Genomic DNA, 26,067 nt, shown 5'->3' with positions numbered 1-26,067 from the left:
GAGTGTAGGCGTGCCGATCGTGACGACCCGAGAAACCGGTCCGCGTGAATGCTCAGACGATCGGGGGGCCGTCGCGCAACCGGTCGACGGTGGCCAGCGCGGGTCGGGCCTGGCCGACCGCGTCCCACTGGGTCTCGAGCCACCAGGTGGCTCCGGCATCGGCCCAGGCGGCGGGGGAGTGTTCGGACCACACACCTTCGATGATCACGTCGTACCCGTCGCCGGGGAGCGTGTCGCCGATCGCCGCCAGTTCCTCGAGGGTCGCCTGCCGGGCAGTGCCGTCGTCGATCACCTGCGGGATCAGTCCGTCCCAACCGAACGCGCGGCCCATCGAGCGTTCGTAACCGATCGCGCCGACGCACCAGATCGGCACCCGCGGCCGTTGGACCGTGTGTCCGATCGTGGGGAACTCGGTCGGTGTCACGTCGTAGTGACGTCCGTGGAACTCGTACGGCTGACCGGCCCAGAGTCCGCATGCGACCTCGAGACATTCGTCCATCAACTCGGCACGTTCCCGTTTGCCGCATTCCTCACCGAACGCTGCCATGCCGGTGTCGATCGCCCCGAGGCCGACCGAGAGGGTGACCCGGCCGTCGCTCAGCCGGTCGACCGTGGCCACCTGGCTCGCGAGCTCCCACGGGCGCCGGCGCGACGGGGCCGTCAGCATCGTGCCGATCCGGATCTTCGACGTGCGGACCGCCGCGAGCCCGAGGCTGGTCCATGCATCCACACCCCACACCGGCTCCCAGACGAAGATGCCGTCCCACCCGTGCTCCTCGGCGGCCGCGGCGAGGTCCCCGACCTCGGCGGCGTCCGCCCACGGGATCACGAAGCCGAACTTCATGGATCCGATGGTAGATCAGATCTTCGCGCCGTGCCCCCGGGTCCTACGATCGGCACCCATGAGCGCCTCCCGTACCGTCTCGACCGCCGCCGCCGTCGCACTGGCAGGCGCCGACGAGGCCGAGCGACTCCGCCGGCTGCCGGCAGCGACCGTCGCCGCGCTCGCCGACGCCGGTCTGTTCACCATGTGTCTCCCCGAGGTGTACGGCGGGTCGGGTGCTGGGCCGGTGGTGATGATCGACGCCGTCCAGCAGGTCGCCGAGGCAGACGGCTCGGCCGGCTGGTGCGCCGGGATCGCATCGACCACCTCGTCGTTGGCGTCGTTCCTCGCCCCCGACGTGGCGCGCGCGGTGTTCCCGACCGCCGCGACGGCGACCGGCGGGGTGTTCGCCCCGAACGCCGTCGGGACGCGAGACGGCGCCGGCTACCGGGTGTCGGGTCGTTGGCAGTGGGGGAGCGGCACCCAGCATTGCGAGTGGATCGTCGGCGGCGCCCGCTGCGACGACGGTACGCAACGGGTGTGCTTCTTCTCGCCCGACCAGGTCACCTTCCACGACACCTGGCACACCGCCGGCATGCGTGGCACCGGGTCGCTCGACTTCTCCGTCGACGACGTCCACGTACCGGATGAGTACACCTATGCCGTCGGCGAGCGGGCCGTGGTGGACGAACCGATCAGCCGTTTTCCCAACTTCACGCTGCTCGCACTCGGCATCGCCGCCACCGGGCTCGGTATCGCCCGGCGCGCGCTCGACGAGTGCGCCGAGTTGGCCGGCGCCAAGAAGCCCCAGTACTCCAGTCGATCGTTGGCCGAGAGTTCGTACGCCCAGACCGAGTTCGCCCGGGCCGAGGCGAGCTGGCGGGCGGCACGGGCACTCCTGCGGTCCGAGGTCGGCGGTGCCTGGGACGCGGCGGTCGCCGGCGATCCTGTCGGTGTCGACGTCCGGGTGGCCATGCGGCTCGCCGCGGCGCACGCGGCCTCGACCTGTGTCGGTGTGGTCGACACGGCGTGGACCCTGGCCGGCGGCACCGCGGTGTACGACACCAGTGTGCTCGGCCGTTGCGTCCGTGATGCGCACGTCCTGACGCAACACATCATGGTCGCGCCCAAGCTGAACGAGACGCTCGGCAAGTTCCTGCTGGGCGTCGACTTCAACGCGGCGATGATCTGAGCCCGCGGCGCGCGCCGCGTTTCGGAAACGTCCTCAAGCACGTTGTTATACGGCCGATGGGCCCACCGTGAACCCCAAGCTGCGAACCGGGAGCCTTCGTCGGCTCGTCGCTGGATGTGTGGCGCTGTTCGTCGTGCTGTCGGCGATCGGCCTGGCGCTCGTGCGGCTCGAGGCATCGCAGCGATCGGCGGCGGCCGATCGGTTGACCGTCGCCGAAGCGGCCGAGGTTCGTGCTGCGATCGGCGACCGCCTGTCGCAGAACATCAACCTCGCTCGCGGATTGCGGGCCTTCGTCGTGGCCAACCCCGATCTGGGTGACCCGGCGCGGTTCGACAACCTGCTGGAGGAGCTCTACGCACAGGGAGACGACATCCGGAACATCGGCGTCGCACCGGGCAACGTGATCAGTCATGTCTTCCCGATCGAGGGCAACGAGGGCGCGCTCGGTCTCCGCTATGAAGACGTGCCGGAACAGTTCGCGACCGTCGAACTCGCGATCGAGACTCGTCAGAGCGTCCTGGCGGGCCCGATCGACCTCGTGCAGGGCGGCCGCGGTCTCATCGACCGCACCCCCGTGTTCCTGGCCGACGGCAGCTACTGGGGCATCGTGAGTCTGGTGCTCGACGTCGACAGCCTGCTCACGGGCGCCGCGGCCGACGTCGAGCGGTTCGAGCTCGAGTGGGCCGTGCGAACGGTCGAGAACGGCGCGACGCCCGCCACGCCGGTCGGCGGCGACCTGTCGCTCTTCGACGACGCCGACACCGTGCTCACCATGGCGGTTCCCAACGGGTCGTGGGAGTTGGCGGTCCGTTCGGGCGCGCCCACCGGGGGCAACGGTCTGTTGATCGCCTTCCAGGTCTTCGCGGTCGTGCTCGCCGGCCTGGTGAGCCGGCTCGTCTTCGAACGAACCCGCGACCGGTGGCGCAGCCGGATGCTGTCGCTCCAGGACGATCTGACGGGTCTGGCCAATCGCCGTCTCCTCGAGATGCGGGCGAACCAGGCCTGCCGGTTGGCCAAGCGCGAAGGTCACCCGATCAGCTTCGTGTACATCGATCTCGACGCCTTCAAACCGGTCAACGACGCCCACGGGCACCAGGCCGGCGACGCGGCGCTCACCGCCATCTCCGACCGCATGAAGTCCCGCGTGCGCGAATCCGACACGATCGCTCGGGTGGGAGGTGACGAGTTCGTCATCCTGTTGCCGGCCACCGACGCCGACGGGGCGCGGACGCTCGCCGCGGAACTCACCGCCACGATCGAGCAGCCGATTCCGTTCGAGGGCTGCGAACTCAGGGTCGGAGCGTCCTGCGGCGTGGCGACCTACCCGCAAGACGGCGACACGTTCGACGCGCTGTTGGCACACGCCGACTCGGAGATGTACCGGTTCAAGATCGGCATCGGTGACGGGTCGGACGGAGGAGCCGACCAACCGCCACCGGCCGATGATGCGGGTGCCGACCGCTCACTGACCGTCGTGGGTCACGGCGCCGCTGAGCGCTGACGCGTCGCGGTCGGATGTCGTCACCGGGCGTTCGGGGCGAGGAACTCGAGCGTCGGTCGCGATGACGGGAGGTCGGGCGCCGGTGGCACGAGGCAGACCTCGGCGACCCCGGCGGCCGCGTACGCCGCGATCCGTTCCGTGATGGCATCCTTCGAGCCGACCAGCCCGACCTCGGTCACGAGATCGTCGGGCAGACGAGCGAAGACGGCCTTCGGCCCCGGCCGCGTCCTGGCGAACTCGACCAGTTCGCCGTGGCCGGCCTCAGTGAACATCTCGCCGTAGCCGGGGGCGGCGAGGTAGCCGACGAGTCCTCGCGAGAGCCAGGCGACCTCCTCGTCGCTCGGGTCGACGGCAGCGCACAGCCACACGGCCGTGTGCGGATGTCGAGGGGCGAGCCGTGCGGCGCTGTCGACCGTCACCATGTTGAGCACCATGCGGTCGGCCTCACCGGCTGCGTCGACCGCCTTCGGGCCGAACGCCGCGACCGTCATCGTCGGCGCCGGCACGGGCGGCTGTGGGAGTCGATATCCGTTCACCCGTCCACCTTCGAGCAACGTCGCGAGTTCGGTGCGGGTCCGGGCGAGTCGGTCGGCCGCGCCGGCACGCGACCGACCGTGCCAGCGGGCGACGAGGGAACTCGACGTGCCGAGTGCGACGTGGGTCGCTCGTCCGGTGGCGGCCACGGTCGCGACCGCCATCGCGATCTGGACGGGGGACCGGACGGTCACCGCGAGCGGGCCGAGGACCAGCTCGATCTGCTCGGTGCGTGCCGCGACCATCGCGGCGAATGCCGGGGCGTCGACCTTCGCCATCTCGGGCACCCAGAGCTGCCGGTATCCGAGCCGGTCGGCCAACACGGCGAGCTCGAGGTCGGCGGCGATCGAGTGGTCGAGCCACTGTCCGAGCACGACCGAGAGTTCGACCGGTGGCGGCAGGGACGGCGCGTCGAACGGCGTGGAGGTCGACATGTCACCGTCCTAGCTGGCCGGGCGGCGGCCCGACGAGTCCGATGGCGGCCTCCTGAGTGCCGGGCTCGGCGGACGTCTACGCTGGCGGACGATGCCGATCGATGCACCGCTCTTCGTGTTCGAGCACGTGGGCTGCGGCTACGGCGACACCACGGTGGTCGACGACGTCGATCTGGCGGTGCACGACGGCGACTTCGTCGGCATCGTCGGGCCATCGGGGAGCGGCAAGACGACCGTGCTGAAGGCATTGCTCGGGATCGTGCGGCCGCGCTACGGCACGATCCGGCTCCGCGAGGGGCTCCGGATCGGCTACGTGCCGCAGGTCGAGACGATCGACTGGTCGTTCCCGGTGACCGTGTTCGACGTGGTGGCGCTCACCGTTCCACACGGCCGCTTCCGCCGCCTGCCGCGCGCCGATGCAGCGCGCGTCCGCGGCGTCATCGATTCGCTCGGCCTCGACGGCCTGCACGACCGGCACATCAGCGAGTTGTCCGGTGGTCAGCAGCAGCGGGTGTTCCTCGCTCGTGCGCTGGCCCGGGAACCCGACCTCCTCGTGCTCGACGAACCGGCGAGCGGTGTCGACGTCGCGACCCGTCACGAACTGCTGCACCTGCTCGCCGACCTGCATCGGGACGGCATGACGATCGTGCTCACGACCCACGACATCAACGGGCTGGCCGCCCACCTGCCTCGACTCGTCTGCTTCAACCGCACGGTCGTGGCGGACGGGCCACCCGACGAGGTCCTGCACCCGTACGTGCTCGAGCGCACCTACGGCGCACCGATGGACGTCCTGCACCACGGTGGGATGCCGGTCGTACTCGAACAACGCGGCCACGGCCCTCACGTCGCTCGGGACCGCTCGGCATGACGGCGTCCGTGCTGACGGGGTTCGTGCTGTTCGAACCGCTCGAGTTCGAGTTCTTCCAGCGAGGGCTGTTCGTCGCCACGGCCGCCAGCGCGCTGTGCGGATTGATCGGCGTGTTCGTCGTGCTGCGCTCGATGAGCTACATCGGCCACGGTCTCTCGCACGCCGTGTTCGGCGGCGCCGCCGCATCGTCGGTGCTCGGCGTGTCGTACTTCCTCGGTGCGGGTGTGTGGGCCGTTCTCGCCGCCCTGCTGATCGGTCGGGTGTCGACACGATCACCGATCAACGCCGACGCAGCGATCGGCGTGGTGACCACGGCATCGTTTGCTGTCGGCCTCGCGATCCAGAGCCGCAACGGTTCGGTGTCGAGCACGCTCGACACGGTTCTGTTCGGCAACGTGCTCGCGGTGTTCCAGCGCGACGTGATCGCCGTCCTCGTGGTCGGCGTCGCCGTCACCGCCTTCGTCATCGGCTTCCGGCGTGAGTTGACCTTCGCCACGTTCGACCCCGATGTCGCGCGCACCGCTGGCATCCCGGTCGCCCGGATCGACGCACTGCTGATGGTGGCGCTGTCGGCGACCGTGATCGTGTCGGCCCGTGTGATCGGCGCACTGCTGATCGCGGCGATGCTGGTCCTGCCGGCCGGCACCGCTCGGCTGCTGACCAAGTCGATCGGCCGCATGCTGTGGCTCGCTCCGTTGCTGGGTGCCGTCTTCGGGTTCGGCGGCATGTACCTGAGTTGGTACGCCGAGGTGCCGAGCGGCGCGATGATCACGTTGTTCGGCACGGCCGGTTTCGGGGCGGCCTACCTCGGCGTCGACGCCGCCCGTCGGCGATCGGTGCGGGGCCTCGACGATCACGCCGCGCTGATCTGACGGCAGCGCCGCACAGAACCTGCCGGATCGGCCGATAGCGTGGACGAGCTATGTCTGAGACCCCCCTGTCCTCCCGCGACGACCTTCGCAACCTCGCGATCGTCGCACATGTCGACCACGGAAAGACCACCCTCGTCGACTCCCTCCTCCAGCAGTCGGGCGCGTTCCGCTCGAACGAGACCGTGAACGAACGGGTGATGGACTCCAACGACCTCGAGCGCGAGAAGGGCATCACGATCCTCGCCAAGAACACGTCGGTCCAGTGGGACGGCATCACCCTCAACATCGTCGACACGCCCGGTCACGCCGACTTCGGTGGCGAGGTCGAGCGCGCGTTGACGATGGTCGACGGCATCGTCCTGCTCGTCGACGCCGCCGAGGGCCCGCTGCCGCAGACCCGTTTCGTGCTGCGCAAGGCGCTGGCGTACGACATGCCCGTGATCCTCGTGATCAACAAGGTCGACCGGCCCGATGCCCGCATCGCCGAGGTCGTTGACGAGGTCTACGAGTTGTTCATGGACCTCGATGCGAACGACGGGCAGCTCGACTTCCCGATCGTGTACTGCTCGGGACGCGACGGGTGGGCATCGCTCGACCTCGACGACCGTGGTGACAACCTCGGCCCGCTCTGCGACGTCATCCTGTCCACGATCCCGGCGCCGACCTATCACGAGGGCGCGCCGTTGCAGGCGTGGGTCACCAACCTCGATGCCAACGCCTACCTGGGGCGACTCGCACTCTGCCGCGTCGTCGAGGGCTACATCGAGAAGGGCAAGCAGGTCGCCTGGTGCCGTGTCGACGGCACGATCACCCGCACCAAGGTCGCCGAGCTGTTCCTGACCGAGCAGCTCACCCGTGTGCCCGTCGATTCCGCCGGCCCCGGCGACCTGGTCGCCGTCGCCGGCATCTCCGAGATCACGATCGGCGAGACCCTCGCCGACGCCGAGACACCGGTCGCGCTGCCGCTGATCACCGTCGACGAACCGGCGCTCGCGATGACGATCGGCATCAACACCTCGCCGCTCGCCGGCCGCGACGGCAGCAAGCTGACCGCCCGTCTGGTCAAGAACCGGCTCGATGCCGAGTTGATCGGCAACGTGAGCATCCGCGTCAACCCGACCGACCGGCCCGACGCCTGGGAGGTGCAGGCCCGTGGTGAGCTGCAACTCGCCGTGCTCGTCGAGACGATGCGACGCGAGGGCTTCGAACTGACCGTCGGGAAGCCCGAGGTCGTCACCAAGGAGATCGGTGGCAAGCGCCACGAGCCGGTCGAGCGCGTCACGATCGACATCCCCGAAGAGCACCTCGGCTCGATCACCCAGCTCCTCGCCGCCCGCAAGGGCCGCATGGAGAACATGACCAACCACGGCATGGGCTGGGTCCGGCTCGAATACCTCGTCCCGGCCCGTGGCCTGATCGGGTTCCGGACCGACTTCCTGACCGAGACGCGCGGCACCGGCGTGATCAGCCACATCTTCGAGGACTACGAGCCGTGGTTCGGCGAGATCCGGGCGCGCGACCGTGGTTCGATCGTCGCCGACCGGACCGGTCCCACGACCACCTACGCCATGACCAACCTGCAGGAGCGCTGCACGATGATGGTCGGTCCCGGTACCGACGTCTACATGGGCATGATCGTCGGCGAGAACTCGAGGGCGGGCGACATGGACGTCAACATCTGCCGTGAGAAGAAGCTGACCAACGTCCGGGCCTCGTCGTCCGACGACACGATCAAGCTGACACCGCACCGCGTGTTGTCACTCGAGCATGCGCTCGAGTTCATCACCAGCGACGAGTGCATCGAGGTCACGCCGAAGCACGTGCGCCTGCGCAAGGTGCATCTCGATCCGCAAGATCGTCACCGCGCCGCCAAGGCGCTCGCCGGCTCCAAAGCAGGCTGATCGGCCGTCAGGGCCCGACGACGACGTTCGCGTCGGGTTCGAGCAGATCGACCGCGGCGTTGTCGTGGTGGCGGACCTGACCGGCATCCCATGCGAGCAGGCCGACCCGGCAGCGCTCCCAGTGGTTGCCCGTGATCTCCGCATCGCTCGCGCCCCGTTGGACGAGGCAGCCGCTGTCGCCGTCGTGCACGGCGTTGCCGGTGACCTGGGCCAACGTGCCGCCGTCGACATCGACGGCGCGCATCGTGTCGGCGACCGAGTTGCCGAACACCACGGACCCCTCGGTGTCGATCAACTGCACGCCCCACCATCGGGCGTGGATCTCGTTGCCCCGGACCTCGGCGCCGACTGTGCCGGTGAGACGGACCGCCTGGAGTACCCGGCGGAACTCGCTGCCCTCGACGACATGTCGGGTTCCTCCGGTCAGGTCGACGGCGCAGTCCCACTGCATGCCCCGGAACGACGACCGGGCGATGGTGACGGCATCGGCACCGCTCGACACGACCCCGACGGCGTGGCACGACGTGATCCGGGCGCGATCGCCCTGGACATCGAGGTGCCCGTCGACCTGACAGCCGAGCACACACGCCTGTTCGCCGGAGATCGTCACGACGAACTTGGGCAACCAGGCGATGCGGTCGCCGGCGCCGCGCACCGAGCAGTGCTCGAGGCGCGACCGGGTTCCCAGCACGACGGCGACGCTCTCGATCCCGTCGATCGTGGTCCGATCGGGCCCGAGCCCCCGGACGGTCACGCCGTCGGGGATGCGGGCCGGGCCGACATACCGTCCGTCACCGAGCTGCACGATCGAACCCGACCGCGCCCCTTCGAGCAGCGGAGCGAGCTCGATCGTCGACGGCGCCCCGGCGGGGAAGAGTTCGATCGGCGCCTCGGGGATCTCGTCGAGTTCGATGCGGTACACGACGGGCAACCGTGCCTGGCGGCGAGGTCCCCGTTCGAGTGTGACGCCGCGGCGGTCGTGCTCGAACTGCATGACCGCGCCGTCGAGCGTCGTGATCGAGCGGACCGCTCCCTCGTCATGGCCGAGTGCGGCGAAGCGCCCGCGACCGCTGACGTCGATCGCATGGAGCGCACCGTCGACGACGATGTAGCGACAGTCGTCGTCACCCCAGACGTGCCACGGCGTCCCGGTCGAGATCAGGTCGGTGTGGCGTCGCACCCATCCGCCCGCAGCGCGAAGGCGCTCGGCGTGGGCCTCGGGGATCCGTCCCGTCGCGTCGGGGGTGACGCAGAGCAGCAGGTGGCCTCCCTTGGCCACGACCTCGGTGAGGAGTGCGACGATGTCGCCGGCGGAGAGCAGGTGTTCGTCGGGTTCGGCCCGGTTGTGTCCGATCCCGCGCCCGATGCCGCGACGGACCTCGAACGGCGTGCCCATGATCTGCTCGGGCACACGTTGCTCGAAGGTGCGCACGTCGGCCTCGGCGGCCCACCAGCGGTCGTTGATGATGACGTCGGGATCGATCGCGCGAACACGCGCCATCAGATCGTCGCTTCTCCAGTGGTCGCCTCCGGCGCCCCAGTGGCCATCGCCCCACAGCATCTTGGACCCGTAGCGACCGACCAGGTCGAGGACCTGGGGGTGCACGACCTGGTCGACGTAGTCGCAGCCCGGGTACCGCTCGTCGGCCCAGTCGAGCAGCGAGTACGAGGTGCCGAACACGAGGTCGGAGCGTTCGCACGCGGCCGCGAACTCACCGAGGACGTTCCGGGCCGGACCGTCGTGGAGCACGGTGCGATCGGTGGCCGGAGCGTCCCACCAGCAGAGCCCGTCGTGGTGCTTGGCGTTCATGACGGCGTAGCCCATGCCGGCATCCCGGGCGAGCCCGGCCCACTCGTCCGGGTCGAAGTCGTCGAAGGTGAGGAACGGGAAGAAGTCGTCGTACCGCTCGACGTGGGCCCATCGGGCGGCGTGGTGGGCGAGCGTCTCGACGAGCGGCGAGGGGTGCAGCAGCACGTCGCGAACGCTCGGATCGGTGTGCGCCCGGTACCAGGCGGGGTCGGCGCCGATCGGTGCCCATCCCGGCACCGTCGCCAGACTCGCATGGATCATCATGCCGAATCGACGTCGCTGCCACCAGAGAGGAGCTCCCATGCCTCCGCCATCCTCGCGCACAGCGTGGTCACCCGTCATAGTCGTGGCACACTCCCGGGGTGGTTGTGGACCGAGTCGACGACATCGACCTCAAACTGGACGCACTCCGCGCCCGGCTCGACGAGCTCGGCACGGTCGTCGTGGCCTTCTCGGGAGGTGCCGACTCGTCGCTGCTGGCTGCGGTCGCGCATCGCACGCTGGGTGCCGAGCGAGCGCACGCGGTCACGGCCGTGTCGCCGTCCCTGGCGGGCGCCGAGGAGGCCGATTGCCGAGCGCTGGCGGCCGAGTGGGGTATGACCTGGTCGTCGGTGGAGACGTTCGAGATGGAGCGGGCCGCGTACCGACGTAACGACGCCGATCGGTGCTTCCACTGCAAGGCGGAGCTCATGGAGGTCGTCGCTCCCATCGCCGCGACGCACTCGGCGACGATCGCGCTCGGCGTGAACGTCGACGACCTCGGCGACCACCGCCCGGGGCAGCGCGCGGCAACCGAGGCGGGCGCGGTGTTCCCGCTGGTCGACGCCGGGTTCACCAAGGCCGACGTCCGAGCGGCGTCGCAGCGGCTCGGGCTCCGGACGTGGGACAAGCCGGCGGCGGCCTGCCTGGCGAGCCGCGTGCCCTACGGCACCGAGGTGTCGATCGGGATCCTCGGTCGGGTCGAGCGGGCCGAGGCGGCACTCCACGACCTGGGTATCCGCCAGTGTCGCGTCCGCCACTACGACGACACGGCCCGGATCGAGGTCGAACTCGACGCGATCGGCGCGATCGTCGAGCGCCGTGACGAGGTCGTCAGCGCCGTCCGGGCCTGCGGCTACCGGTACGTCACGCTCGACCTCGAGGGGTTCCGGTCGGGCAACCTCAATCACGCCATCGGTTGACGAGCGCGCATCCTCCCTGCCCGAATGAACCCGGATCGGGTCGCGTTGCGTAACGTCGGAGCCGTGAAGCTCTCGATGTCGATCAACTACTCAGGTGACTTCCACGCGGACGTCGCACATGTGCAGGAACTGGAAGCTGCGGGTCTCGACCTCGTGTGGGTGCCCGAGGCGTACAGCTTCGACTCGGTCAGCCAGATGGGGTTCCTCGCCGCCAAGACGAGCACGATCCACATCGGGTCCGGCATCCTCAACACGTACTCGCGCACGGCGACCTGCATGGCGCAGACGGCCGCCGGGCTCGACTACGTCAGCGACGGCCGCTTCGTCCTCGGCCTGGGTGCTTCGGGACCGCAGGTGATCGAAGGGTTCCACGGGGTTCCGTACGACAAGCCCATGGCTCGCATCCGTGACTACATCAACATCTGTCGCATGGTGTGGCGACGCGAGAAGGTCGAATACGACGGTCCCGCCGTCCAGGTGCCGCTGCCCGAGGGGCAGGGCACCGGCCTCGGCAAGCCGCTCAAGCTGATCAACCACCCCGTTCGCCCCGACATCCCGATCTTCTGGGCGTCGCTGATGGGGTTGTCGGTGACCGCGACCGCCCAGTACGCCGACGGCTGGCTGCCGATCTTCTTCGACCCCGAGAAGTTCCACACGGTGTGGGGCGATGAACTCAAGAAGGGCACGGCACAGCGCGACGAGTCGCTCGGTCCGCTCCAGATCTCGGCGGGCGGCATGGTCGCGATCGGCGACGAGTTCGCGGGAGAGGCGGCCGACCGGGTGCTCGACAAGGCGCGCCCGCACGTGGCCCTGTACGTCGGTGGCATGGGAGCGCGCGACAAGAACTTCTACAACACGATCACGCAGAAGTACGGGTACGTCGACGAGGCGATCGAGATCCAGGACCTCTACCTCTCCGGCAAGAAGGAGGAGGCTGCGGCCAAGGTGCCCGCCGAGATGCTCGCCAACACCAATCTGGTCGGCTCCGCTGGGCAGGTCAGAGAACGGCTCGCAGCGTACGCGGAGGCGGGTGTCACGCATCTCTCGGTGCAGCCCGTCGGCAACGACCCCGTGAAGACGATCGAGCAACTCCGCGATCTGATGGGCTGACCCCGTACCCTTGGGGGATGCAGCGCGACGCGGGTGACCCTGGCGAACCGTTCGAATCGGCAGAGGGCGACGCCTCCGCGCGAGCCCACGACGAGATGCTCCGCGAGCACGAGGAGCGTCTCGCTCGTCAGCGGGCGAGCGCCGTCGAGGCCGGGCGTCGCAAGGGGGGTGTCGCCGGGGCGGCGATGGCCGGGGCCATGATGGCCGTCGCCGAGATCTACGAAGGTCCGCCGAAAGAAGACGCACCCGTCACGGTCGAGGCCTCGGGCGATCCGACCGACATCGACCGCGATGGCGTCGACGTGACGGTCGGCGAGGTCGACGTGAGCTCACCGGCGCTCGAACGCCTCGACCCGGTGGTCGGCGACGACCGCAAACGCCCGCAGGTCTGAGGCTCAGCTTCGGGTGTAGGCGCCCGGTCGGGCGAGGAACCCGCGATGCCAGCGTCGTGGTGAAGTGACGATCGCCCGAGGCTCGTCTTCGAACATCCACCGTGCGAAGTTGCGGCGGCCCCACTCGCCGCTGGCTCCGACGATCCGGATGGCGCCGCGTGCACCAGCGGGGTGCTTCAGGACGGCGCCCAGCCGCTTCGACATGCGGTGATCGGCGAACAACTCGTGCTCGACGGCCCGTTCGTACGCGTCGGCCACGGTGGCGGGCTGCACGGCACCACCGTCGACGATCGCGTCGGCCGCGAGCCGGCCGCTCAGCAGCGCCTGCCCGATGCCCTCGCCCGTCATCACGTCGGTCGCGGCCGCCGCATCGCCGACGAACAGCACGCGCCCAGAGGTCAGGGAGATCTCGTCGACGCGGGCCGGGATCGGCCACGCGGTGTGTCGCCCCTCGAGCCGGAATCCCTCACCGAGCGCCTCGACGACGTGCGGGCGCTGCAGGAGGTCGCGCCACAGATCGGCCATGTCGCGCACCTTTCGGTCGCCGTCGCGCAACACGCCGAAGCCGATGTTGACGCGATTGCCCGGGAGCGGGAACGACCACGCGTAGCCGGGGAGCAGGTCATCCTCGAACCACACGATCAGCCGCTCGGCAGCGGGCCCGGTGACGTCGGAGGCGTACTGCCGGAATGCGTGCCACTCACCCCGGTATCCGTCGATCGTGGCGCCGAGCCCCTTGCGGACCGGACTCCACATGCCGTCGGCCGCGATCACGTAGCGGCAGCGCACGATCCCGACGCCGCTGACGTCGACGTCGACGTGATCATCAGCGGTCGTCAGGCGTTCGAACCCGTGACCGTCGAGCACGGTGACGCCGGCGTCGCGTGCGAGCCGGACGAGGGCGGCGTCGAGGGTGAACCGAGGGGCGACCGCGGCGTAGCGACCGTGGTCGGGGAGCGGGACGACGACCTCACGCCCCGACGGCGACCGCAACCACGCGGCGTCGACGTCGAACCAGCCGTCGACCGCATCGGGCTGCAGACCGAGCGCATCGAGTTCTCGGAGGGCGAGGGTGGTCAACCCGTCACCGCAGCACTTGTCGCGCGGGAACGTCGCCTTGTCGATCACGATCACGGAGCGGCCGGCGCGGTGCAACGTGAGCGCAGCGGCGATGCCCGCCGGACCTGCGCCGACGACGACCACGTCGGCGGTCCGTGGCGCAGATGTGGTCGAGGATGCGGTCGAGGATGTGGTGGTCTCGAGGAGGGGCCCGGTCACGCCTCCGAGGCTACGGCTCGGCCGACTCGGTTCCCGCCCCGATCCGAACCGTCGGGACCCGGCCTCCTACGATGCGAACACGAAGCTCAGGAGGAACGGACATCCATGAATCGACTGTGTGAAGGACGCGTCGCGATCGTGACGGGCGCCGGGCGCGGCATCGGCCGCGAGTACGCGCTGACGCTGGCTCACCACGGGGCCAAGGTGGTCGTCAACGACCTCGGCGGTGCCCGTGACGGCTCGGGGAGCGACGACAGCCCGGCCGAGCAGGTGGTCGCGGAGATCGTGGCCGCCGGCGGCGAGGCCGTCGCGAACGGGGAGAACGTCGCCGACTTCGACGGTGCCGAACGCATGATCCGCCAGGCCGTCGACACCTTCGGCGACCTGCACGCGGTGATCAACAACGCGGGCATCCTGCGCGATCGCATGCTCGCCAACATGGACGAGGCCGAGTGGGACGCCGTGATCAACGTGCACCTCAAGGGCACCTTCGCGCCGGCCCGTCACGCCGCCGCCTACTGGCGTGAGCGCTCCAAGGCGGGCGAACCGGTCAGCGGACGCATCATCAACACCACGTCGGTGTCGGGGATCTACGGCAACATCGGCCAGACCAACTACGGCGCGGCCAAGGCGGGCATCGCCTCGTTCACCAACATCGCGGCGCTCGAACTCGCCCGGTACGGCGTCACCGTCAACGCGATCGCCCCGGCCGCACTGACGCGGATGACCGAGGACCTCGGCATGGGACAGGCCGGCGACGAGGACAAGGAGGCGATGTCACCGAAGTGGATCGCGCCGATCGTGACGTGGCTGGCGTCCGAGGAGTCCGCCGCGGTGACCGGCCGGGTGTTCGAGGCGAGCGGGAGGGTGCTCGCTGTCGCCGAAGGCTGGGTCCGCGGGCCGGAGGTCGATCCGACCGACGACCCGACGGGAATCGGGGTGTTGGTCGAGTCGATGCTCGCCGGCGCACGTCCCAACTCGGGCATGAACGGCGAACCGGGCGGTCCGCCACAATCACCGACCGCCCCCAACTCGAAGGGTGGTCAGTGACATGCCGTTGAATCCCGAAGCGGTCGGCAGCAGGAGCGAACCGGTGGAGGTGAGCTGGGACAGCAAGGACTGCCTGCTCTACGCCGTCGGCATCGGCGCCGGCACCGACGAACTCGCCTTCACGACCGAGAACACGAACGGCGTCGAACAACAGGTTTTCCCGACGTTCCCGGTCGTGATCGGCTGGGGCCGGGGGTCGGCGATGGGCAACATCGGATCGTTCAACCCGGCGATGCTCGTGCACGGGCAGCAGTCGGTCACGCTGCACCGCCCGATCCCGGTCGAGGGCACGGCGACGCTCGAGAGCGAGGTCACCGCGATGTACGACAAGGGCAAGGCGGCGGTGGTGGTCACGTCGACGACCGCGGTCCTCGACGGCGCGCCGCTGTACACGAACACCTCCTCGATCTTCATCCGCGGCGAAGGCGGTTGGGGCGGAGAACGTGGTCCGTCAGGCCCCCAGAACGTCCCGCCGGAGCGGTCGCCCGACCATCAGGTCACGTACCAGACCTCGCCCGACCAGGCGCTCACGTATCGGCTGTCGGGCGATCGGAATCCGCTGCACAGCGATCCGGCGTTCGCCGCGATGGGCGGATTCGACCGGCCGATCCTCCACGGCCTGTGCACCTACGGCTTCACGGGGCGGGCGCTGTTGCACACGCTGTGCGGGAGCGACCCGGCGCGCTTCGACCACATCGAGGGTCGGTTCACGTCGCCCGTCCTGCCCGGCGAGGCCCTGACGGTGTCGATGTGGGAGACCGGCGACGGTGAGGCCCTGTTCGTCACGTCGGTCGGTGACCGAGCCGTGATCGACCAGGGTCTGCTCCGGCACTCCTGAGCGCACACCCCCGGCCGCGACCTGCGTGGCCGGGGATCGCTGTTACTGGCTGCCGCCGGTGATCTCGCCGATCAGCAGCTCGGGCTGGACGTTGGTGTAGTTGGGAACGTCGCCCATGATCTTGGCACCATGAGCGGCCATGGCGCCGTTGAAGCCGTCCTGATCGGTGATCATCGCCCACCCCATCGCGGCGTACTTGCCCTCGGCGATGGAAGCGGCGCCCCAGCCCTGGCACGCGTCACCGAGCGCCTCGGCGAACATCGGCATGTGGGTCGAGGTGTAGTAGTCCATGTCGAACGTGGAGTCCTCGGTGCGCGGGTACAGGATCGTGACGGCAAGCATGCGCCCATCCTCGCAGAACGTGGACCGGGCGTCGACCGCCGAGCTGGTTGACTGGCGCACGTGGACACGCACGGACTCCTGACGTTGCTGCTCGATCGGAACCGACTCGCCGTCGCCGGCGCGCTGGCGGCACGGTCCGCATCCACCGCCGAGTTGGTCACTGCGACCGGCCTCGACCAGCGGGTGGTCCTGTCGGCCGTCGGCGACCTCCGGTCGGCGGGACTCGTGCTGGCGGAGGCCGGCGGCGGCTTCGCCATCGACGACGATGCGATGCGGGCCGCGGCCCGCGCCGCGTCCGAGGTCGAGCTGCCGATGGATGCGGTCATCGGCTACGGGATGACCGATGACGAACGCGTCGTGCTCGCTCGATTCTTCTCCGGGCGGGTCCTCGACGAGATCCCGACGCAGCGAGCGAAGCGGCTCGTCGTGCTCCAGCGGCTCGCCTTGGAGTTCGATCCCGGGCGCCGGTACACCGAGTTCGAGGTCAACGATCTGCTCGGAGCGTTCCATCCCGACTGGTCGGCGCTCCGGCGGGGCCTCGTCGACGAGGGGCTGCTCGACCGCGAGCCGGCGGCCGGCGGCAACCTCTACTGGCGCAGCGGCGGACGCGTCACCGACCTCCCGCCGGACTGACCCCCGGGGTGCCGGTCCCGGCGACCTACGCTGCCGGCGTGGGTGTGACCGACATGTACACGACGTTCCGGTCGACGGTTCGATTCCGCAGGTTCGAGACCGACCCGGTCGCGCGTCGCCTCCGGACCGCCGTCACCGTCGACGATCTCCGGCGCGTCGCGAAGCGGCGGCTGCCGAGGGGCGTGTTCGACTACATCGACGGTGGCGCCGAGGACGAACGGACGATGGCGAACAACGCGAGCGCGTTCGCGGACATCGAATTCCGGCCGAACGTCCTGCGTGACGTCAGCGCCGTCGACACCAGCACGACGTTGCTCGGCAAGCACATTCCGTTGCCGCTGGTGCTGGCACCCACCGGCTACAGCCGCATCGCGCACTCGCAGGGTGAGCTGTCGGTCGCCCGATCGGCGGCGCGGGCCGGTCTGCCGTACTCGCTGTCGACGATGAGCACCCGCACGATCGAAGAGGTCGCCGAGGTGTCCGCCGGGCCGAAGTGGTTCCAGGTGTACACCTGGAAGGACCGGGGACTCGTGCAGGAACTGGTCGAGCGTGCCAGGGCCGCCGACTACGAGGCGCTCTGGCTGACGGTCGACACGGCGGTCCTCGGGCGGCGCGAACGAGACGTCCGAAACGGTTACACCTTCCCCCCGCTGCTCGGCCCCCGGACGATCATCGACGGGATGTTGCATCCGGCGTGGACCCTCGACTTCCTGACCCACGAGCCAATGGTGTTCGCCAACGTCGCGCATCACGAGGGCCACGGTGCCGACGCCGGCATGCCGATGGCCGAGCACGTGATGAAGAACTTCGACCAGAAGCTGAGCTGGGACGACGTCGAGTGGTTGCAGTCGATCTGGGACCGGCCGCTCGTGCTCAAGGGCATCCAGACCGTCGACGACGCCCGTCGGGCCGTCGCGGTCGGTGTGCAGGGCATCGGCCTGTCCAACCACGGTGGCCGCCAACTCGATGGTGCGCCGGTGCCGATCGAGTTGGTCGAACCGGTCGCTCAGGAGCTCCAGGGCGCGGCGGCGATCATCTGCGACGGTGGCATCCGGCGGGGGAGCGACATCGTCAAGGCGCTGGCGCTCGGCGCTGATGCGTGCTCGATCGGTCGGCCATACCTGTACGGCCTCGGCGCCGCCGGCGAACGAGGGGTCGACCAGGTGCTGCGCGTGCTCCGCGAAGGTGTCGAGCGCACGATGGCGCTGACCGGGCGTCGGTCGATCCCCGAGATCGACCGCGGGCTCGTGCGGTGGCGTTCGTGAGGTCCCGGTTCGTCGTCGATCCCGTCGAGTAAGGTCGAACCTGTGTTCGTTCGGAGTTCTTGCTGATGCGTGTCCTGGGGATCGACCCCGGCCTGACCAGGTGTGGGTACGCCGTCGTCGACGGGCGCGGCCCGGGTGCAGCGCAGGCGATCACGCTCGGTGTGATCCGCACGCCGGCGTCCGACGAGCTGCCGTACCGCCTGGCGGCGTTGCGCAACGAGATCGTCGGACTGATCACCGAGTTCGAGCCCGACGTGGTGTCGGTCGAGCGGGTGTTCTTCCAGACCAACGTCCGGACGGCGATGAGCGTCGGGCAGGCGAGCGGTCTCGCCCTGTGTGAGGCGGCCGCGGCCGGGTGCGTCGTCGTCCAGTACACGCCCAACGAGGTCAAGAACACCGTCGCCGGATTCGGTGGTGCGACCAAGCAACAGATGCAGAAGATGGTCCAGGCCCGCCTCAGGCTGTCGCAGCTCCCCAAGCCGGCCGACGCCGCCGATGCGGCGGCGCTGGCGCTGTGTCACCTCGCATTCGCTCCGATGTCGCGTCACGTCGCGGCGGCCACGGCCGGAGCCCGGCGATGATCGGCTCGCTGCGGGGAGAGATCCTCGAGCGCGACCTCGGCGGATCGGTCCTGATCGAGGTGGCGGGAGTCGGCTACGTCGTGAACGTGTCGCAGCGCGCGATGGCCGAACTCGAACCGTCGACGACGGCATTCCTCTACGTCCATCATCACATCCGTGAGGCCGACCAGCAGCTGTTCGGGTTCCTCACCCGCGACGAGCGGATCACGTTCCAGACGCTGATCGGCACGCACGGCGTCGGTCCGGCGCTCGGCATGGCCATCATCGCCACGCATCCGCCGGCAGCGCTCGTCGACATCGTCGCGAACCAGGACGTGGCGTCGCTCACGCTCGTCCCCGGCGTCGGCAAGAAGACAGCCGAGCGGCTGCTGGTCGAGCTCAAGTCGCGGCTCAGTGTGCCGGTGCTCGAAGGTGCCGGAGGCGGTGAGGGTGGCGGTTCCGCGATGGCCGACGTCCGTGAGGCACTGAGCGGTCTCGGCTACGGCGAGAACGAGATCCGCGACACGCTGCGTGAGTTGAGCCCGACCGGCGACGCCGCCACCCTGCTCCGCGATGCCCTGAAGGCGTTGGGAGCCCGCCGTGCGTGACGAGTTCAGCGACCCGGGCATCGTGTCCGACGTCGAGGAATCGGTCGAGGCCGGTCTCCGACCGCGAGCCCTCGACGAGTTCGTCGGTCAGCGCGAGCTGAAGGAGCATCTCTCGATCGTGCTCGAGGCGGCGCGTCGCCGGGGCCAGTCGGTCGACCACCTGCTGTTCGCCGGGCCTCCCGGTCTCGGCAAGACCACCCTGGCGAGCATCGTCGCAACCGAGATGCAGTCGCATCTCCACATCACGTCCGGACCGGCGCTCGAGCGCGCCGGCGACCTGGCGGCGATCCTCACCAAGCTCGAAGAGGGCGACGTGCTGTTCGTCGACGAGATCCACCGCCTCTCGCGTGCGGTCGAGGAGATCCTGTACCCGGCGATGGAGGACTTCCAGCTCGACATCGTCGTCGGCAAGGGTCCGGCGGCGTCGAGCATCCGGCTGACCATGCCACCGTTCACGCTGGTCGGTGCGACCACACGGACCGGCATGATCACCGGTCCGCTGCGCGATCGCTTCGGCCTCGTCGCCCGGCTCGACTACTACGAAGACGAGGAGCTCCAGCAGATCGTCGTCCGGGCGGCCGGCATCCTCGACGTCGACATCGACACCGACGGGGCATGGGAGATCGCCCGGCGGTCCCGGGGAACACCTCGGATCGCCAACCGCCTCCTGCGCCGGGTCCGCGACTTCGCCGAGGTCCGCCACGACGGTTCGATCACGTCCGACATCGCCCGCGAGGGGCTCGCCCTGTTCGGCGTCGACGACCTCGGTCTCGACAAGGTCGACCGGGCGATCCTGAAGGCGATGTGCGAGCAGTTCAACGGTGGGCCGGTGGGTCTGTCGACCGTCGCGATCAGCGTCGGTGAGCAGCCCGACACCGTCGAGGACGTGTACGAACCGTTCCTGATCCAGCAGGGCATGATCGCCCGCACGCCGCGCGGACGCGTGGCGATGCCGGCGGCGTACCAGCACCTCGGTCTGCTGCCGCCGAAGCAGCGCCAGGGCCAGCCCGGCCTCTTCGACGGCTGAGCCACCCGCCAAGGTGCGGTCGCGCTGCCGGCGTGATCAGCCGGTCGGGAGGTGCTCGCCGAGGAAGGCCATCGTCTTGGCCCAGGCCGCCTGGGCCGCCGCTTCGTTCCAGAACATCTCGCTCTCGTGGTTGTCGAACGCATGACCGGCGTTCTCCACGTTGAGCACGAACCCCGGTCGCCCGGCGATCGCGGCATTGACCGCCTCGACCCCCTCGTTCGGGATGAACGCGTCGGCGTTGCCGTAGTGGAACAGCGTCGGGCAGGTGACGTTGTCGACCTGGTCGAGCATCGCCGGGACGCCGGAGCCGTAGTAGCTGACACACACCGACGGCTCGACGGCGGCCGCGACCGACCACGCCAGCGTGCCGCCGAGGCAGAATCCCATCACCCCCGGCGAACCGGCGACCTCGTCGAGTTCGCCGAGCACGTGGAGTGCGGCTGCACAATCGGTGGCGGCGAGACCGGCGTCGAGTTCGCCGACCTTCTCCATCGACGCCTGGAGGCCGGCTTCGTCGTGGCCGGCTTCCCAGCCAGGAGCGAAGCGCCAGAACACCTCGGGGGCGCCGACGACGTACCCTGCCTCGCACAGGCGGTTGGCGACCGCCCGGATGTACGGGCCGACGCCGAAGATCTCCTGCAGCAGCAGGATGCCGGGACCCGTCCCGGACGGGGGTACCCACACATGCAGCGGCATCGCGCCGACATCGTCACGTTCGACCAGGATCGTCCTCGAATCAGCCATGCCGCATGATCGCACACGTCCTCGTAGCCTCGTGATGCGATGCGCCTCTCCGACTTCGACTACGACCTCCCGGAGGACCGGATCGCCCAGTCGCCGATCGAACCGCGCGACGCCGCTCGCCTGCTCGTCGATCGCGGCAGAGAGCGACCGGACCACCGACGGGTCCACGAACTGCCCGAGATCCTCCGTCCGGGCGATCTGCTGGTCGTCAACGAGACGAAGGTGATCCCGGCCCGGCTGTCGCTGCGACGGGTCACCGGCGGAGCCGCGGAGGTCCTGCTCCTCGAACCGCTCGACGGCGCCCGCGAGGTGTGGGAGGCGCTCGTCCGGCCGGCGAAACGACTGAAGCTCGGGGAAGTGCTCCGCTCGGATGGCGGCGACGACGTGGTCGAGATCGGCGAACGGACCCCGGCGGGCGACACCTTCCGGGTCAGGCTGCTCGGGTCGGTCGACTCGCTCGACCTGCTCGGCGAACACGGCGAGATGCCACTGCCGCCCTACATCACCGAACGCCTCGCCGACCCCGAGCGCTATCAGACCGTGTACGCCCGCGAGCCGGGGAGCGCTGCGGCGCCCACGGCCGGTCTGCACTTCACGTCCGAACTGCTGTCGCGGATCACCGATCGCGGCATCGGCGTCGCGAAGGTCGAGCTGGTCGTCGGGCTCGACACGTTCCGCCCGATCATGGAGGACGACCCGCTCGATCACCGGATGCACACCGAGCGCTATCGCGTGCCCGCTGACACGATGCAGCGCTGCCGCGAAGCCCAGCGGGTGATCGCCGTGGGGACCACGTCGGTGCGCGCCCTCGAATCCGCCGCCGCCACCGGCGACCTGGAGGGCCGAACCGACATCTTCATCCACCGAGGTTTCGAGTGGCAGGTGGTCGATCTGATGATGACCAACTTCCACCTGCCGAAGACGACCCTCCTCATGATGATCGATGCCTTCGTCGGCGACCGCTGGCGGCGCCTCTACGACGACGCACTCGCGTCGGACTACCGCTTCTTGAGCTTCGGTGACGCGATGCTGCTCGACCGCACTCTGTAGCCTCGCTCGACGTGCACGCCGTCGAGTTCGAGACCGAAGCGACCGACGGCTCGGCGCGCGCCGGAACGGCGACCACGGCCAACGGGAGCTATACGACCCCGCTGTTCATGCCCGTCGGAACCCGGGGTGCGATCAAGTACCTGAGCGCCGAGGACTACGAGGCGCTCGGCGCCCAGATCGTCCTCGGTAACACGTACCACCTGATGATGCGCCCGGGCGCCGAGACGGTCGCTGCGCTCGGAGGACTCGGCCGATTCGCCGGGTGGCGTGGGCTGACGCTCACCGACTCGGGCGGTTTCCAGGTGTTCTCGCTCGAGCCGAAGGTCGACGACGACGGTGTCACCTTCCAGAGCACGTACGACGGCACCACACACCGGTTCACGCCGGAGTTGGCGGTCGAGACCCAGCGGTTGCTCGGCGCCGACATCCAGATGGTGCTCGACGTGTGCCCGCCCCTGCCGAGCCCGCCGGAGGTGATCCGACTCGCGGTCGAGCGGACGTCGGCGTGGGCGGCGCGTGCCCGGGCGCACCACACCCGAGCCGACCAGGCGCTGTTCGGCATCGTCCAGGGCGGGGTGAGCGAGACGATGCGGGCCGAGAGCGCGCAGCGGACCGCGGCCCTGGAGTTCGACGGCTACGGCATCGGCGGTCTGTCGGTCGGCGAGACCCGGGCCGAGATGCTGCCGGCGCTCGCCGCCGCGCTCGAACACCTCCCGACCGACCGGCCCCGCTACCTGATGGGTGTCGGCGACCCGGCATCGCTCGTCGAGGCGGTCGCGCTCGGCGTCGACCAGTTCGACTGCGTGATGCAGACCCGCCTCGGCCGGCACGGCACGGCGCTGACGTCGGACGGTCGCCTCAACGTGAAGCGTCAGGAGTTCACGCTGAGCGACGAGCCGCTCGATGCGACCTGCGGGTGCACGGTGTGCGGACGCCACTCGCGCGGCTACCTGCGCCACTTGTTCAAGGTCGGTGAACCCACCGCGTCGCGGCTCGTGAGCCTCCACAACGTGGCGTGGACGATCGACCTCATGAACCGGATGCGGGCCGCGATCCTCGACGGAACGTTCGAATCGCTGCGCTCCGACGTCCTCTCCGTCTGGGCCGACTGACCCGACACCCTCGCACGAACCGCGAGCGAGCGTCGCTAGGCTTGCCGACCGCTATGCATGCACTTTCGATCTTGGCCCAAGACTCCGACAACAGCGGCGGGGGTATCACCTCGCTGCTCGTCCTGCTGCTGATCCCGTTCGCGATGTATTTCTTCCTCATCCGGCCGCAGCGCAAGCGGATGAAGGAGCAGGCCGCGATGCAGTCGGCCCTCGGCGTCGGCGACGAGGTCATCACGAGCTCGGGCCTGTACGGCTTCATCACGGGTGAAGAAGACGACCTCTTCTGGCTCGAGATCGACGACGACGTGCAGGTCCGCATCGCTCGAGCGGCGATCCAGGGCAAGGTCAAGCCGTCGGACGACACCGACGCCGACGACGACTCGGCCAAGTCCTCCGCAGCGTCAGGCGACGACGAAGACGACGCCTCGTGAAGAAGTCGGGCCTCTGGGCATCGGTCCTCCTGTTCATCGGGCTCGTCGTCGGTCTGCTCGGCCTCAATCTCGCCGCCGACAATCACCCGGTCCTGGGGCTCGACCTGCGAGGTGGCGTGAGCGTCATCCTCGCACCCGAGATCGACGGCACCTCGAGCGAAGATCTCGAGTTCGTCCGCGACCTCGTCCGTGATCAGCTCGAATCGACCGGCATCGCCGAACCCGACGTGCGCGTCGAGGGCACCAACGTCATCGTCGACCTCCCCGGCGTCCGCGACCAGGACGATGCGCTCGCCGCCGTGTCGGTGTCCGGCATCGTCGACCTCCGCCCCGTGCTCGCGACCGGTATCGCCGAGCCGTCGGCCGACCCGGCCGCCGACGGAGCCACGCTCGTCGGGATCGACGGGCGGACCTACACGGTCGGTCCGTCGGGCGCCCAGGGCGACGTGTTCGTCCGCAAGAGTGCCGGGGTCTCCCTCGACCAGACCGGCAACTGGCAGGTCACCGTCGACCTCACCAGCGACGGCAACGACGACTGGAACGCGCTCGCATCGCAGTGCTTCGCAGCCCAGCCGGGCTGTCAGACCGGGCAGCTCGCGATCGTCTTGGACAACGTCGTGCAGTCGGCGCCCAACGTCAACCAACCCGTGTTCGACAGCGGCGTGTCGATCACCGGCCGTTTCACCGAGGACGAAGCCCGTTCGCTCGCCGGCGTGCTCAACCGTGGCGCATTCCCGGTCCAGATGGTGCAGGAGCGCGTCGAGACCGTGTCGCCGACGGCCGGACAGGATTCGCTCGACGCCGCGATCATCGCCGGTCTTCTCGGCGTCGCGTTGACGCTGGCGTACATGATCGTCTTCTACCGTCGTCTGGCGTTCGTGATCGTGAGCGGCCTCGTCGTCTGGGCCGGCACCGTCTACCTGCTCGCCACGTACGTCTCCCAAGCCACCAACTACGCGTTCACCCTGGCCGGCGCCACCGGTGTGATCGTGTCGATCGGCATCACCGTCGACACCTACATCGTGCTCTTCGAACGGCTCCGTGACGAGACCCGCCAGGGTCGCGCCCTCAGCAACGCCGCACCGCGGAGCTTCGCCATGACCTGGCGCACGATCGTCGCCGCCAACCTGATCGGGCTGATGTCGGCCCTGATCCTGTTCTGGCTGAGCGTCGGATCGGTGAAGGGGTTCGCGCTGTACGTGGGCCTCACGACGATCTGCGACCTCCTGGTGTGCTGGTTCTTCATCCGCCCGGCGATCCTCCTGTTCGCGAACAGTCGTTTCGCCGGCGACGGACGAGCTGCCACCGGAGTCACCGCCCCGATCGGAGCGACGTCATGAGCGCACCCGTGTCCGTCTCCGAGAGCGGCTTCACCCGAGCCGTCAACGGTCAGACCGCGATCGACTTCATCGGCCGCAAGAAGTTCGGCTTCGGCGTGTCCGCCGCACTCATCGTCGTCACCGTCCTCACCCTGTTCGCACAGGGGCTCAACCTCGGCATCGACTTCGTCGGTGGCGTGTCGTGGGACGTCCCGTCGACCAACGGGTTCACCGTGTCCGATGCAGAGGACGTGCTCGTCGAGAACGGGTTGACCACCGAAGGTGCACGGTTGCAGGAACGCTCGTCCGACTCGATCGATTTCGTGAAGGTCCAGGTCGGCGACCAACCGGCCGAGGTCGGCAACCAGTTGCGCCAGGCGTTCGCCACGGCGGCCGGCGTCGACGTCGACGACGTCAACGTCAGTCTGGTGAGCGCCTCGTGGGGCGGCGAGGTGACCGACAGCGCGGTCCGGGCGCTCCTGGTCTTCGTCGCGATCGTGGCGATCTACCTGTCGATCCGATTCGAGTGGCGCATGGCGGTGGCGGCGATCGTGGCGATGTTGCACGACATCGTGATCGCGGTCGGGATCTATTCGGTCTTCCAGTTCATCGTCACACCGCCGACCGTGATCGCGTTCCTGACGATTCTCGGGTACTCGCTGTACGACACCGTCGTCGTGTTCGACCGGGTGAAGGAGAACGAGGCTCGATTCGCGGCCCAGAAGCCGCCCTACGACGACATCCTCAACGTGTCGATGAACCACGTCCTGATGCGGTCGCTCAACACGAGCATCTCGTCGGTGGTCCCGGTGATCTCGCTGTTGCTGATCGGTGCCGGCCTGCTCGGACAGGCGACCCTGGCGGAGTTCGCGATCGCGCTGCTGCTCGGCATGGTGATCGGCGCCTACTCGTCGATCTTCCTCGCCGTCCCGTTGCTCGGGCTCCTCAAGTCGGGCAGTGAGGCCTGGCAGGGACGCAACGTGCAACCAGCCGTCGGCGAGGCGCTCCGTGAGATGGTCGTCACCGGCGACATCGGGAGTCGTCGGACCCGGGCGGCAGCGGTGTCGACCAAGACCGACAACGACGACGACGCAGATCCGCCGGCCGACGCCACTCCACCCGACGCCAAACAGGCCACCTCGGCGCTCTCGCACCCACCGCGGCCACGCAAGAAGAAGCGGCGTTGACC

Annotated in this window: 26 protein-coding genes; 20 read left to right on the top strand and 6 right to left on the bottom strand. The window is 69.2% G+C overall.

The window, feature by feature from the left end:
• Nucleotides 1-52: 52 nt before the first annotated feature.
• Nucleotides 53-844 carry an LLM class flavin-dependent oxidoreductase gene (locus tag R8G01_04270; protein MDW3213189.1) on the bottom strand — a complete coding sequence of 264 codons (792 nt, stop codon included), beginning with the start codon at nt 842-844 and terminating at the stop codon, nt 53-55.
• 58 nt (nt 845-902) lie between these two features.
• Between R8G01_04270 and R8G01_04265 the strand changes: the two genes are divergently transcribed.
• Both R8G01_04265 and R8G01_04260 read left to right on the top strand, forming a co-directional pair.
• The gene (locus R8G01_04265) at nt 903-2,015 is read left to right on the top strand and encodes an acyl-CoA dehydrogenase family protein (protein ID MDW3213188.1); all 1,113 of its coding nucleotides are present in this window, start codon (nt 903-905) and stop codon (nt 2,013-2,015) included.
• 67 nt (nt 2,016-2,082) lie between these two features.
• Nucleotides 2,083-3,516 carry a diguanylate cyclase gene (locus R8G01_04260; protein MDW3213187.1) on the top strand — a complete coding sequence of 478 codons (1,434 nt, stop codon included), beginning with the start codon at nt 2,083-2,085 and terminating at the stop codon, nt 3,514-3,516.
• 20 nt (nt 3,517-3,536) lie between these two features.
• On the opposite strand, the gene R8G01_04255 is transcribed toward R8G01_04260, so the two are convergent.
• On the bottom strand, nt 3,537-4,484 hold the full coding sequence (locus R8G01_04255; GenBank protein ID MDW3213186.1) for an LLM class F420-dependent oxidoreductase: 948 nt from the start codon (nt 4,482-4,484) through the stop codon (nt 3,537-3,539).
• Between the two features lie 91 nt (nt 4,485-4,575).
• Here R8G01_04255 and R8G01_04250 point away from each other — a divergent pair, with 91 nt between their 5' ends.
• From R8G01_04250 to typA, 3 genes are read left to right on the top strand one after another with little or no spacing between them, the layout of a single operon-like run.
• A complete protein-coding gene (locus tag R8G01_04250; protein ID MDW3213185.1) occupies nt 4,576-5,355 on the top strand; it encodes a metal ABC transporter ATP-binding protein in 780 nt (259 codons plus the stop codon).
• Nucleotides 5,352-6,227: a metal ABC transporter permease gene (locus tag R8G01_04245; GenBank protein MDW3213184.1), complete on the top strand. Its 876-nt coding sequence runs from the start codon at nt 5,352-5,354 to the stop codon at nt 6,225-6,227. The genes R8G01_04250 and R8G01_04245 overlap by 4 nt, the downstream gene beginning before the upstream one ends.
• 50 nt (nt 6,228-6,277) lie before the next feature.
• Nucleotides 6,278-8,128 (top strand): translational GTPase TypA, encoded by a 1,851-nt coding sequence (gene typA, locus R8G01_04240; GenBank protein MDW3213183.1) that lies wholly within the window; start codon nt 6,278-6,280, stop codon nt 8,126-8,128.
• A 7-nt stretch (nt 8,129-8,135) separates the two neighbouring features.
• Here typA and R8G01_04235 read toward each other — a convergent pair whose 3' ends face one another.
• Nucleotides 8,136-10,241: an alpha-L-fucosidase gene (locus R8G01_04235; GenBank protein MDW3213182.1), complete on the bottom strand. Its 2,106-nt coding sequence runs from the start codon at nt 10,239-10,241 to the stop codon at nt 8,136-8,138.
• Between the two features lie 59 nt (nt 10,242-10,300).
• On the opposite strand from R8G01_04235, the gene larE reads away from it, so the two are divergent.
• From larE to R8G01_04220, 3 genes are all read left to right on the top strand, one after another.
• A complete protein-coding gene (gene larE, locus R8G01_04230) occupies nt 10,301-11,119 on the top strand; it encodes an ATP-dependent sacrificial sulfur transferase LarE (GenBank protein ID MDW3213181.1) in 819 nt (272 codons plus the stop codon).
• 63 nt (nt 11,120-11,182) lie between these two features.
• The gene (locus R8G01_04225; GenBank protein ID MDW3213180.1) at nt 11,183-12,229 is read left to right on the top strand and encodes an LLM class F420-dependent oxidoreductase; all 1,047 of its coding nucleotides are present in this window, start codon (nt 11,183-11,185) and stop codon (nt 12,227-12,229) included.
• A 17-nt stretch (nt 12,230-12,246) separates the two neighbouring features.
• On the top strand, nt 12,247-12,621 hold the full coding sequence (locus R8G01_04220) for a hypothetical protein (GenBank protein MDW3213179.1): 375 nt from the start codon (nt 12,247-12,249) through the stop codon (nt 12,619-12,621).
• A 3-nt stretch (nt 12,622-12,624) separates the two neighbouring features.
• On the opposite strand, the gene R8G01_04215 is transcribed toward R8G01_04220, so the two are convergent.
• Nucleotides 12,625-13,899 carry an NAD(P)/FAD-dependent oxidoreductase gene (locus tag R8G01_04215; protein ID MDW3213178.1) on the bottom strand — a complete coding sequence of 425 codons (1,275 nt, stop codon included), beginning with the start codon at nt 13,897-13,899 and terminating at the stop codon, nt 12,625-12,627.
• 105 nt (nt 13,900-14,004) lie between these two features.
• Here R8G01_04215 and R8G01_04210 point away from each other — a divergent pair, with 105 nt between their 5' ends.
• Nucleotides 14,005-14,949 carry an SDR family oxidoreductase gene (locus R8G01_04210; GenBank protein ID MDW3213177.1) on the top strand — a complete coding sequence of 315 codons (945 nt, stop codon included), beginning with the start codon at nt 14,005-14,007 and terminating at the stop codon, nt 14,947-14,949.
• 1 nt (nt 14,950) lies between these two features.
• Nucleotides 14,951-15,787, top strand: coding sequence for a MaoC/PaaZ C-terminal domain-containing protein (locus tag R8G01_04205; GenBank protein ID MDW3213176.1), 837 nt, complete (start codon nt 14,951-14,953; stop codon nt 15,785-15,787).
• 42 nt (nt 15,788-15,829) lie between these two features.
• On the opposite strand, the gene R8G01_04200 is transcribed toward R8G01_04205, so the two are convergent.
• Entirely contained in the window at nt 15,830-16,129 is a 300-nt protein-coding gene (locus R8G01_04200; GenBank protein MDW3213175.1) for an EthD family reductase, read from the bottom strand.
• Nucleotides 16,130-16,189: 60 nt separating this feature from the next.
• On the opposite strand from R8G01_04200, the gene R8G01_04195 reads away from it, so the two are divergent.
• The 5 genes from R8G01_04195 to ruvB all read left to right on the top strand — a co-directional run bounded on the left by R8G01_04195 (nt 16,190) and on the right by ruvB (nt 20,222).
• The gene (locus R8G01_04195; GenBank protein ID MDW3213174.1) at nt 16,190-16,762 is read left to right on the top strand and encodes a DUF2087 domain-containing protein; all 573 of its coding nucleotides are present in this window, start codon (nt 16,190-16,192) and stop codon (nt 16,760-16,762) included.
• 38 nt (nt 16,763-16,800) lie between these two features.
• Complete coding sequence (locus tag R8G01_04190) at nt 16,801-18,027, top strand: alpha-hydroxy acid oxidase (protein MDW3213173.1); 1,227 nt, start codon at nt 16,801-16,803, stop codon at nt 18,025-18,027.
• A gap of 65 nt (nt 18,028-18,092) precedes the next feature.
• The gene (ruvC, locus tag R8G01_04185) at nt 18,093-18,608 is read left to right on the top strand and encodes a crossover junction endodeoxyribonuclease RuvC (protein MDW3213172.1); all 516 of its coding nucleotides are present in this window, start codon (nt 18,093-18,095) and stop codon (nt 18,606-18,608) included.
• Nucleotides 18,605-19,195: a Holliday junction branch migration protein RuvA gene (gene ruvA, locus R8G01_04180; GenBank protein ID MDW3213171.1), complete on the top strand. Its 591-nt coding sequence runs from the start codon at nt 18,605-18,607 to the stop codon at nt 19,193-19,195. Before ruvC ends, ruvA begins: the two co-directional genes overlap by 4 nt.
• Nucleotides 19,188-20,222, top strand: a complete 1,035-nt coding sequence (gene ruvB / locus R8G01_04175) for a Holliday junction branch migration DNA helicase RuvB (protein ID MDW3213170.1) — start codon at nt 19,188-19,190, stop codon at nt 20,220-20,222. Before ruvA ends, ruvB begins: the two co-directional genes overlap by 8 nt.
• A gap of 36 nt (nt 20,223-20,258) precedes the next feature.
• Here the strand turns inward: ruvB and R8G01_04170 are convergent, their stop codons facing one another.
• Complete coding sequence (locus R8G01_04170; GenBank protein MDW3213169.1) at nt 20,259-20,966, bottom strand: dienelactone hydrolase family protein; 708 nt, start codon at nt 20,964-20,966, stop codon at nt 20,259-20,261.
• A 39-nt stretch (nt 20,967-21,005) separates the two neighbouring features.
• Between R8G01_04170 and queA the strand changes: the two genes are divergently transcribed.
• Genes queA through secF form a run of 5 tightly spaced genes read left to right on the top strand, consistent with a single transcriptional unit; the run spans nt 21,006 to nt 26,065 of the window.
• The gene (gene queA, locus R8G01_04165; protein ID MDW3213168.1) at nt 21,006-22,016 is read left to right on the top strand and encodes a tRNA preQ1(34) S-adenosylmethionine ribosyltransferase-isomerase QueA; all 1,011 of its coding nucleotides are present in this window, start codon (nt 21,006-21,008) and stop codon (nt 22,014-22,016) included.
• An 11-nt stretch (nt 22,017-22,027) separates the two neighbouring features.
• Complete coding sequence (tgt, locus tag R8G01_04160; GenBank protein ID MDW3213167.1) at nt 22,028-23,128, top strand: tRNA guanosine(34) transglycosylase Tgt; 1,101 nt, start codon at nt 22,028-22,030, stop codon at nt 23,126-23,128.
• 53 nt (nt 23,129-23,181) lie between these two features.
• Complete coding sequence (gene yajC, locus R8G01_04155) at nt 23,182-23,559, top strand: preprotein translocase subunit YajC (GenBank protein ID MDW3213166.1); 378 nt, start codon at nt 23,182-23,184, stop codon at nt 23,557-23,559.
• Nucleotides 23,556-24,899: a protein translocase subunit SecD gene (gene secD / locus R8G01_04150; GenBank protein MDW3213165.1), complete on the top strand. Its 1,344-nt coding sequence runs from the start codon at nt 23,556-23,558 to the stop codon at nt 24,897-24,899. Before yajC ends, secD begins: the two co-directional genes overlap by 4 nt.
• The gene (secF, locus tag R8G01_04145; GenBank protein ID MDW3213164.1) at nt 24,896-26,065 is read left to right on the top strand and encodes a protein translocase subunit SecF; all 1,170 of its coding nucleotides are present in this window, start codon (nt 24,896-24,898) and stop codon (nt 26,063-26,065) included. The genes secD and secF overlap by 4 nt, the downstream gene beginning before the upstream one ends.
• Nucleotides 26,066-26,067 lie beyond the last annotated feature (2 nt).

The organism is Ilumatobacteraceae bacterium (assembly GCA_033344875.1).
Classification (GTDB): domain Bacteria; phylum Actinomycetota; class Acidimicrobiia; order Acidimicrobiales; family Ilumatobacteraceae; genus Ilumatobacter.
The sequence above is the reverse complement of the archived record's forward strand: the minus strand, read 5'-3'. Positions and strand labels throughout refer to the sequence as shown.

Bases quoted from the DNA above. Each gene is read 5' to 3' on its own strand.
- R8G01_04270 (MDW3213189.1), bottom strand. From the start codon at position 844: ATGAAGTTCGGCTTCGTGATCCCGTGGGCGGACGCCGCCGAGGTCGGG.
- R8G01_04265 (MDW3213188.1), top strand. From the start codon at position 903: ATGAGCGCCTCCCGTACCGTCTCGACCGCCGCCGCCGTCGCACTGGCA.
- R8G01_04255 (MDW3213186.1), bottom strand. From the start codon at position 4,484: ATGTCGACCTCCACGCCGTTCGACGCGCCGTCCCTGCCGCCACCGGTC.
- R8G01_04250 (MDW3213185.1), top strand. From the start codon at position 4,576: ATGCCGATCGATGCACCGCTCTTCGTGTTCGAGCACGTGGGCTGCGGC.
- R8G01_04245 (MDW3213184.1), top strand. From the start codon at position 5,352: ATGACGGCGTCCGTGCTGACGGGGTTCGTGCTGTTCGAACCGCTCGAG.
- typA (MDW3213183.1), top strand. From the start codon at position 6,278: ATGTCTGAGACCCCCCTGTCCTCCCGCGACGACCTTCGCAACCTCGCG.
- R8G01_04235 (MDW3213182.1), bottom strand. From the start codon at position 10,241: ATGGGAGCTCCTCTCTGGTGGCAGCGACGTCGATTCGGCATGATGATC.
- R8G01_04220 (MDW3213179.1), top strand. From the start codon at position 12,247: ATGCAGCGCGACGCGGGTGACCCTGGCGAACCGTTCGAATCGGCAGAG.
- R8G01_04210 (MDW3213177.1), top strand. From the start codon at position 14,005: ATGAATCGACTGTGTGAAGGACGCGTCGCGATCGTGACGGGCGCCGGG.
- R8G01_04205 (MDW3213176.1), top strand. From the start codon at position 14,951: ATGCCGTTGAATCCCGAAGCGGTCGGCAGCAGGAGCGAACCGGTGGAG.
- R8G01_04200 (MDW3213175.1), bottom strand. From the start codon at position 16,129: ATGCTTGCCGTCACGATCCTGTACCCGCGCACCGAGGACTCCACGTTC.
- ruvC (MDW3213172.1), top strand. From the start codon at position 18,093: ATGCGTGTCCTGGGGATCGACCCCGGCCTGACCAGGTGTGGGTACGCC.
- ruvA (MDW3213171.1), top strand. From the start codon at position 18,605: ATGATCGGCTCGCTGCGGGGAGAGATCCTCGAGCGCGACCTCGGCGGA.
- R8G01_04170 (MDW3213169.1), bottom strand. From the start codon at position 20,966: ATGGCTGATTCGAGGACGATCCTGGTCGAACGTGACGATGTCGGCGCG.
- queA (MDW3213168.1), top strand. From the start codon at position 21,006: ATGCGCCTCTCCGACTTCGACTACGACCTCCCGGAGGACCGGATCGCC.
- yajC (MDW3213166.1), top strand. From the start codon at position 23,182: ATGCATGCACTTTCGATCTTGGCCCAAGACTCCGACAACAGCGGCGGG.
- secF (MDW3213164.1), top strand. From the start codon at position 24,896: ATGAGCGCACCCGTGTCCGTCTCCGAGAGCGGCTTCACCCGAGCCGTC.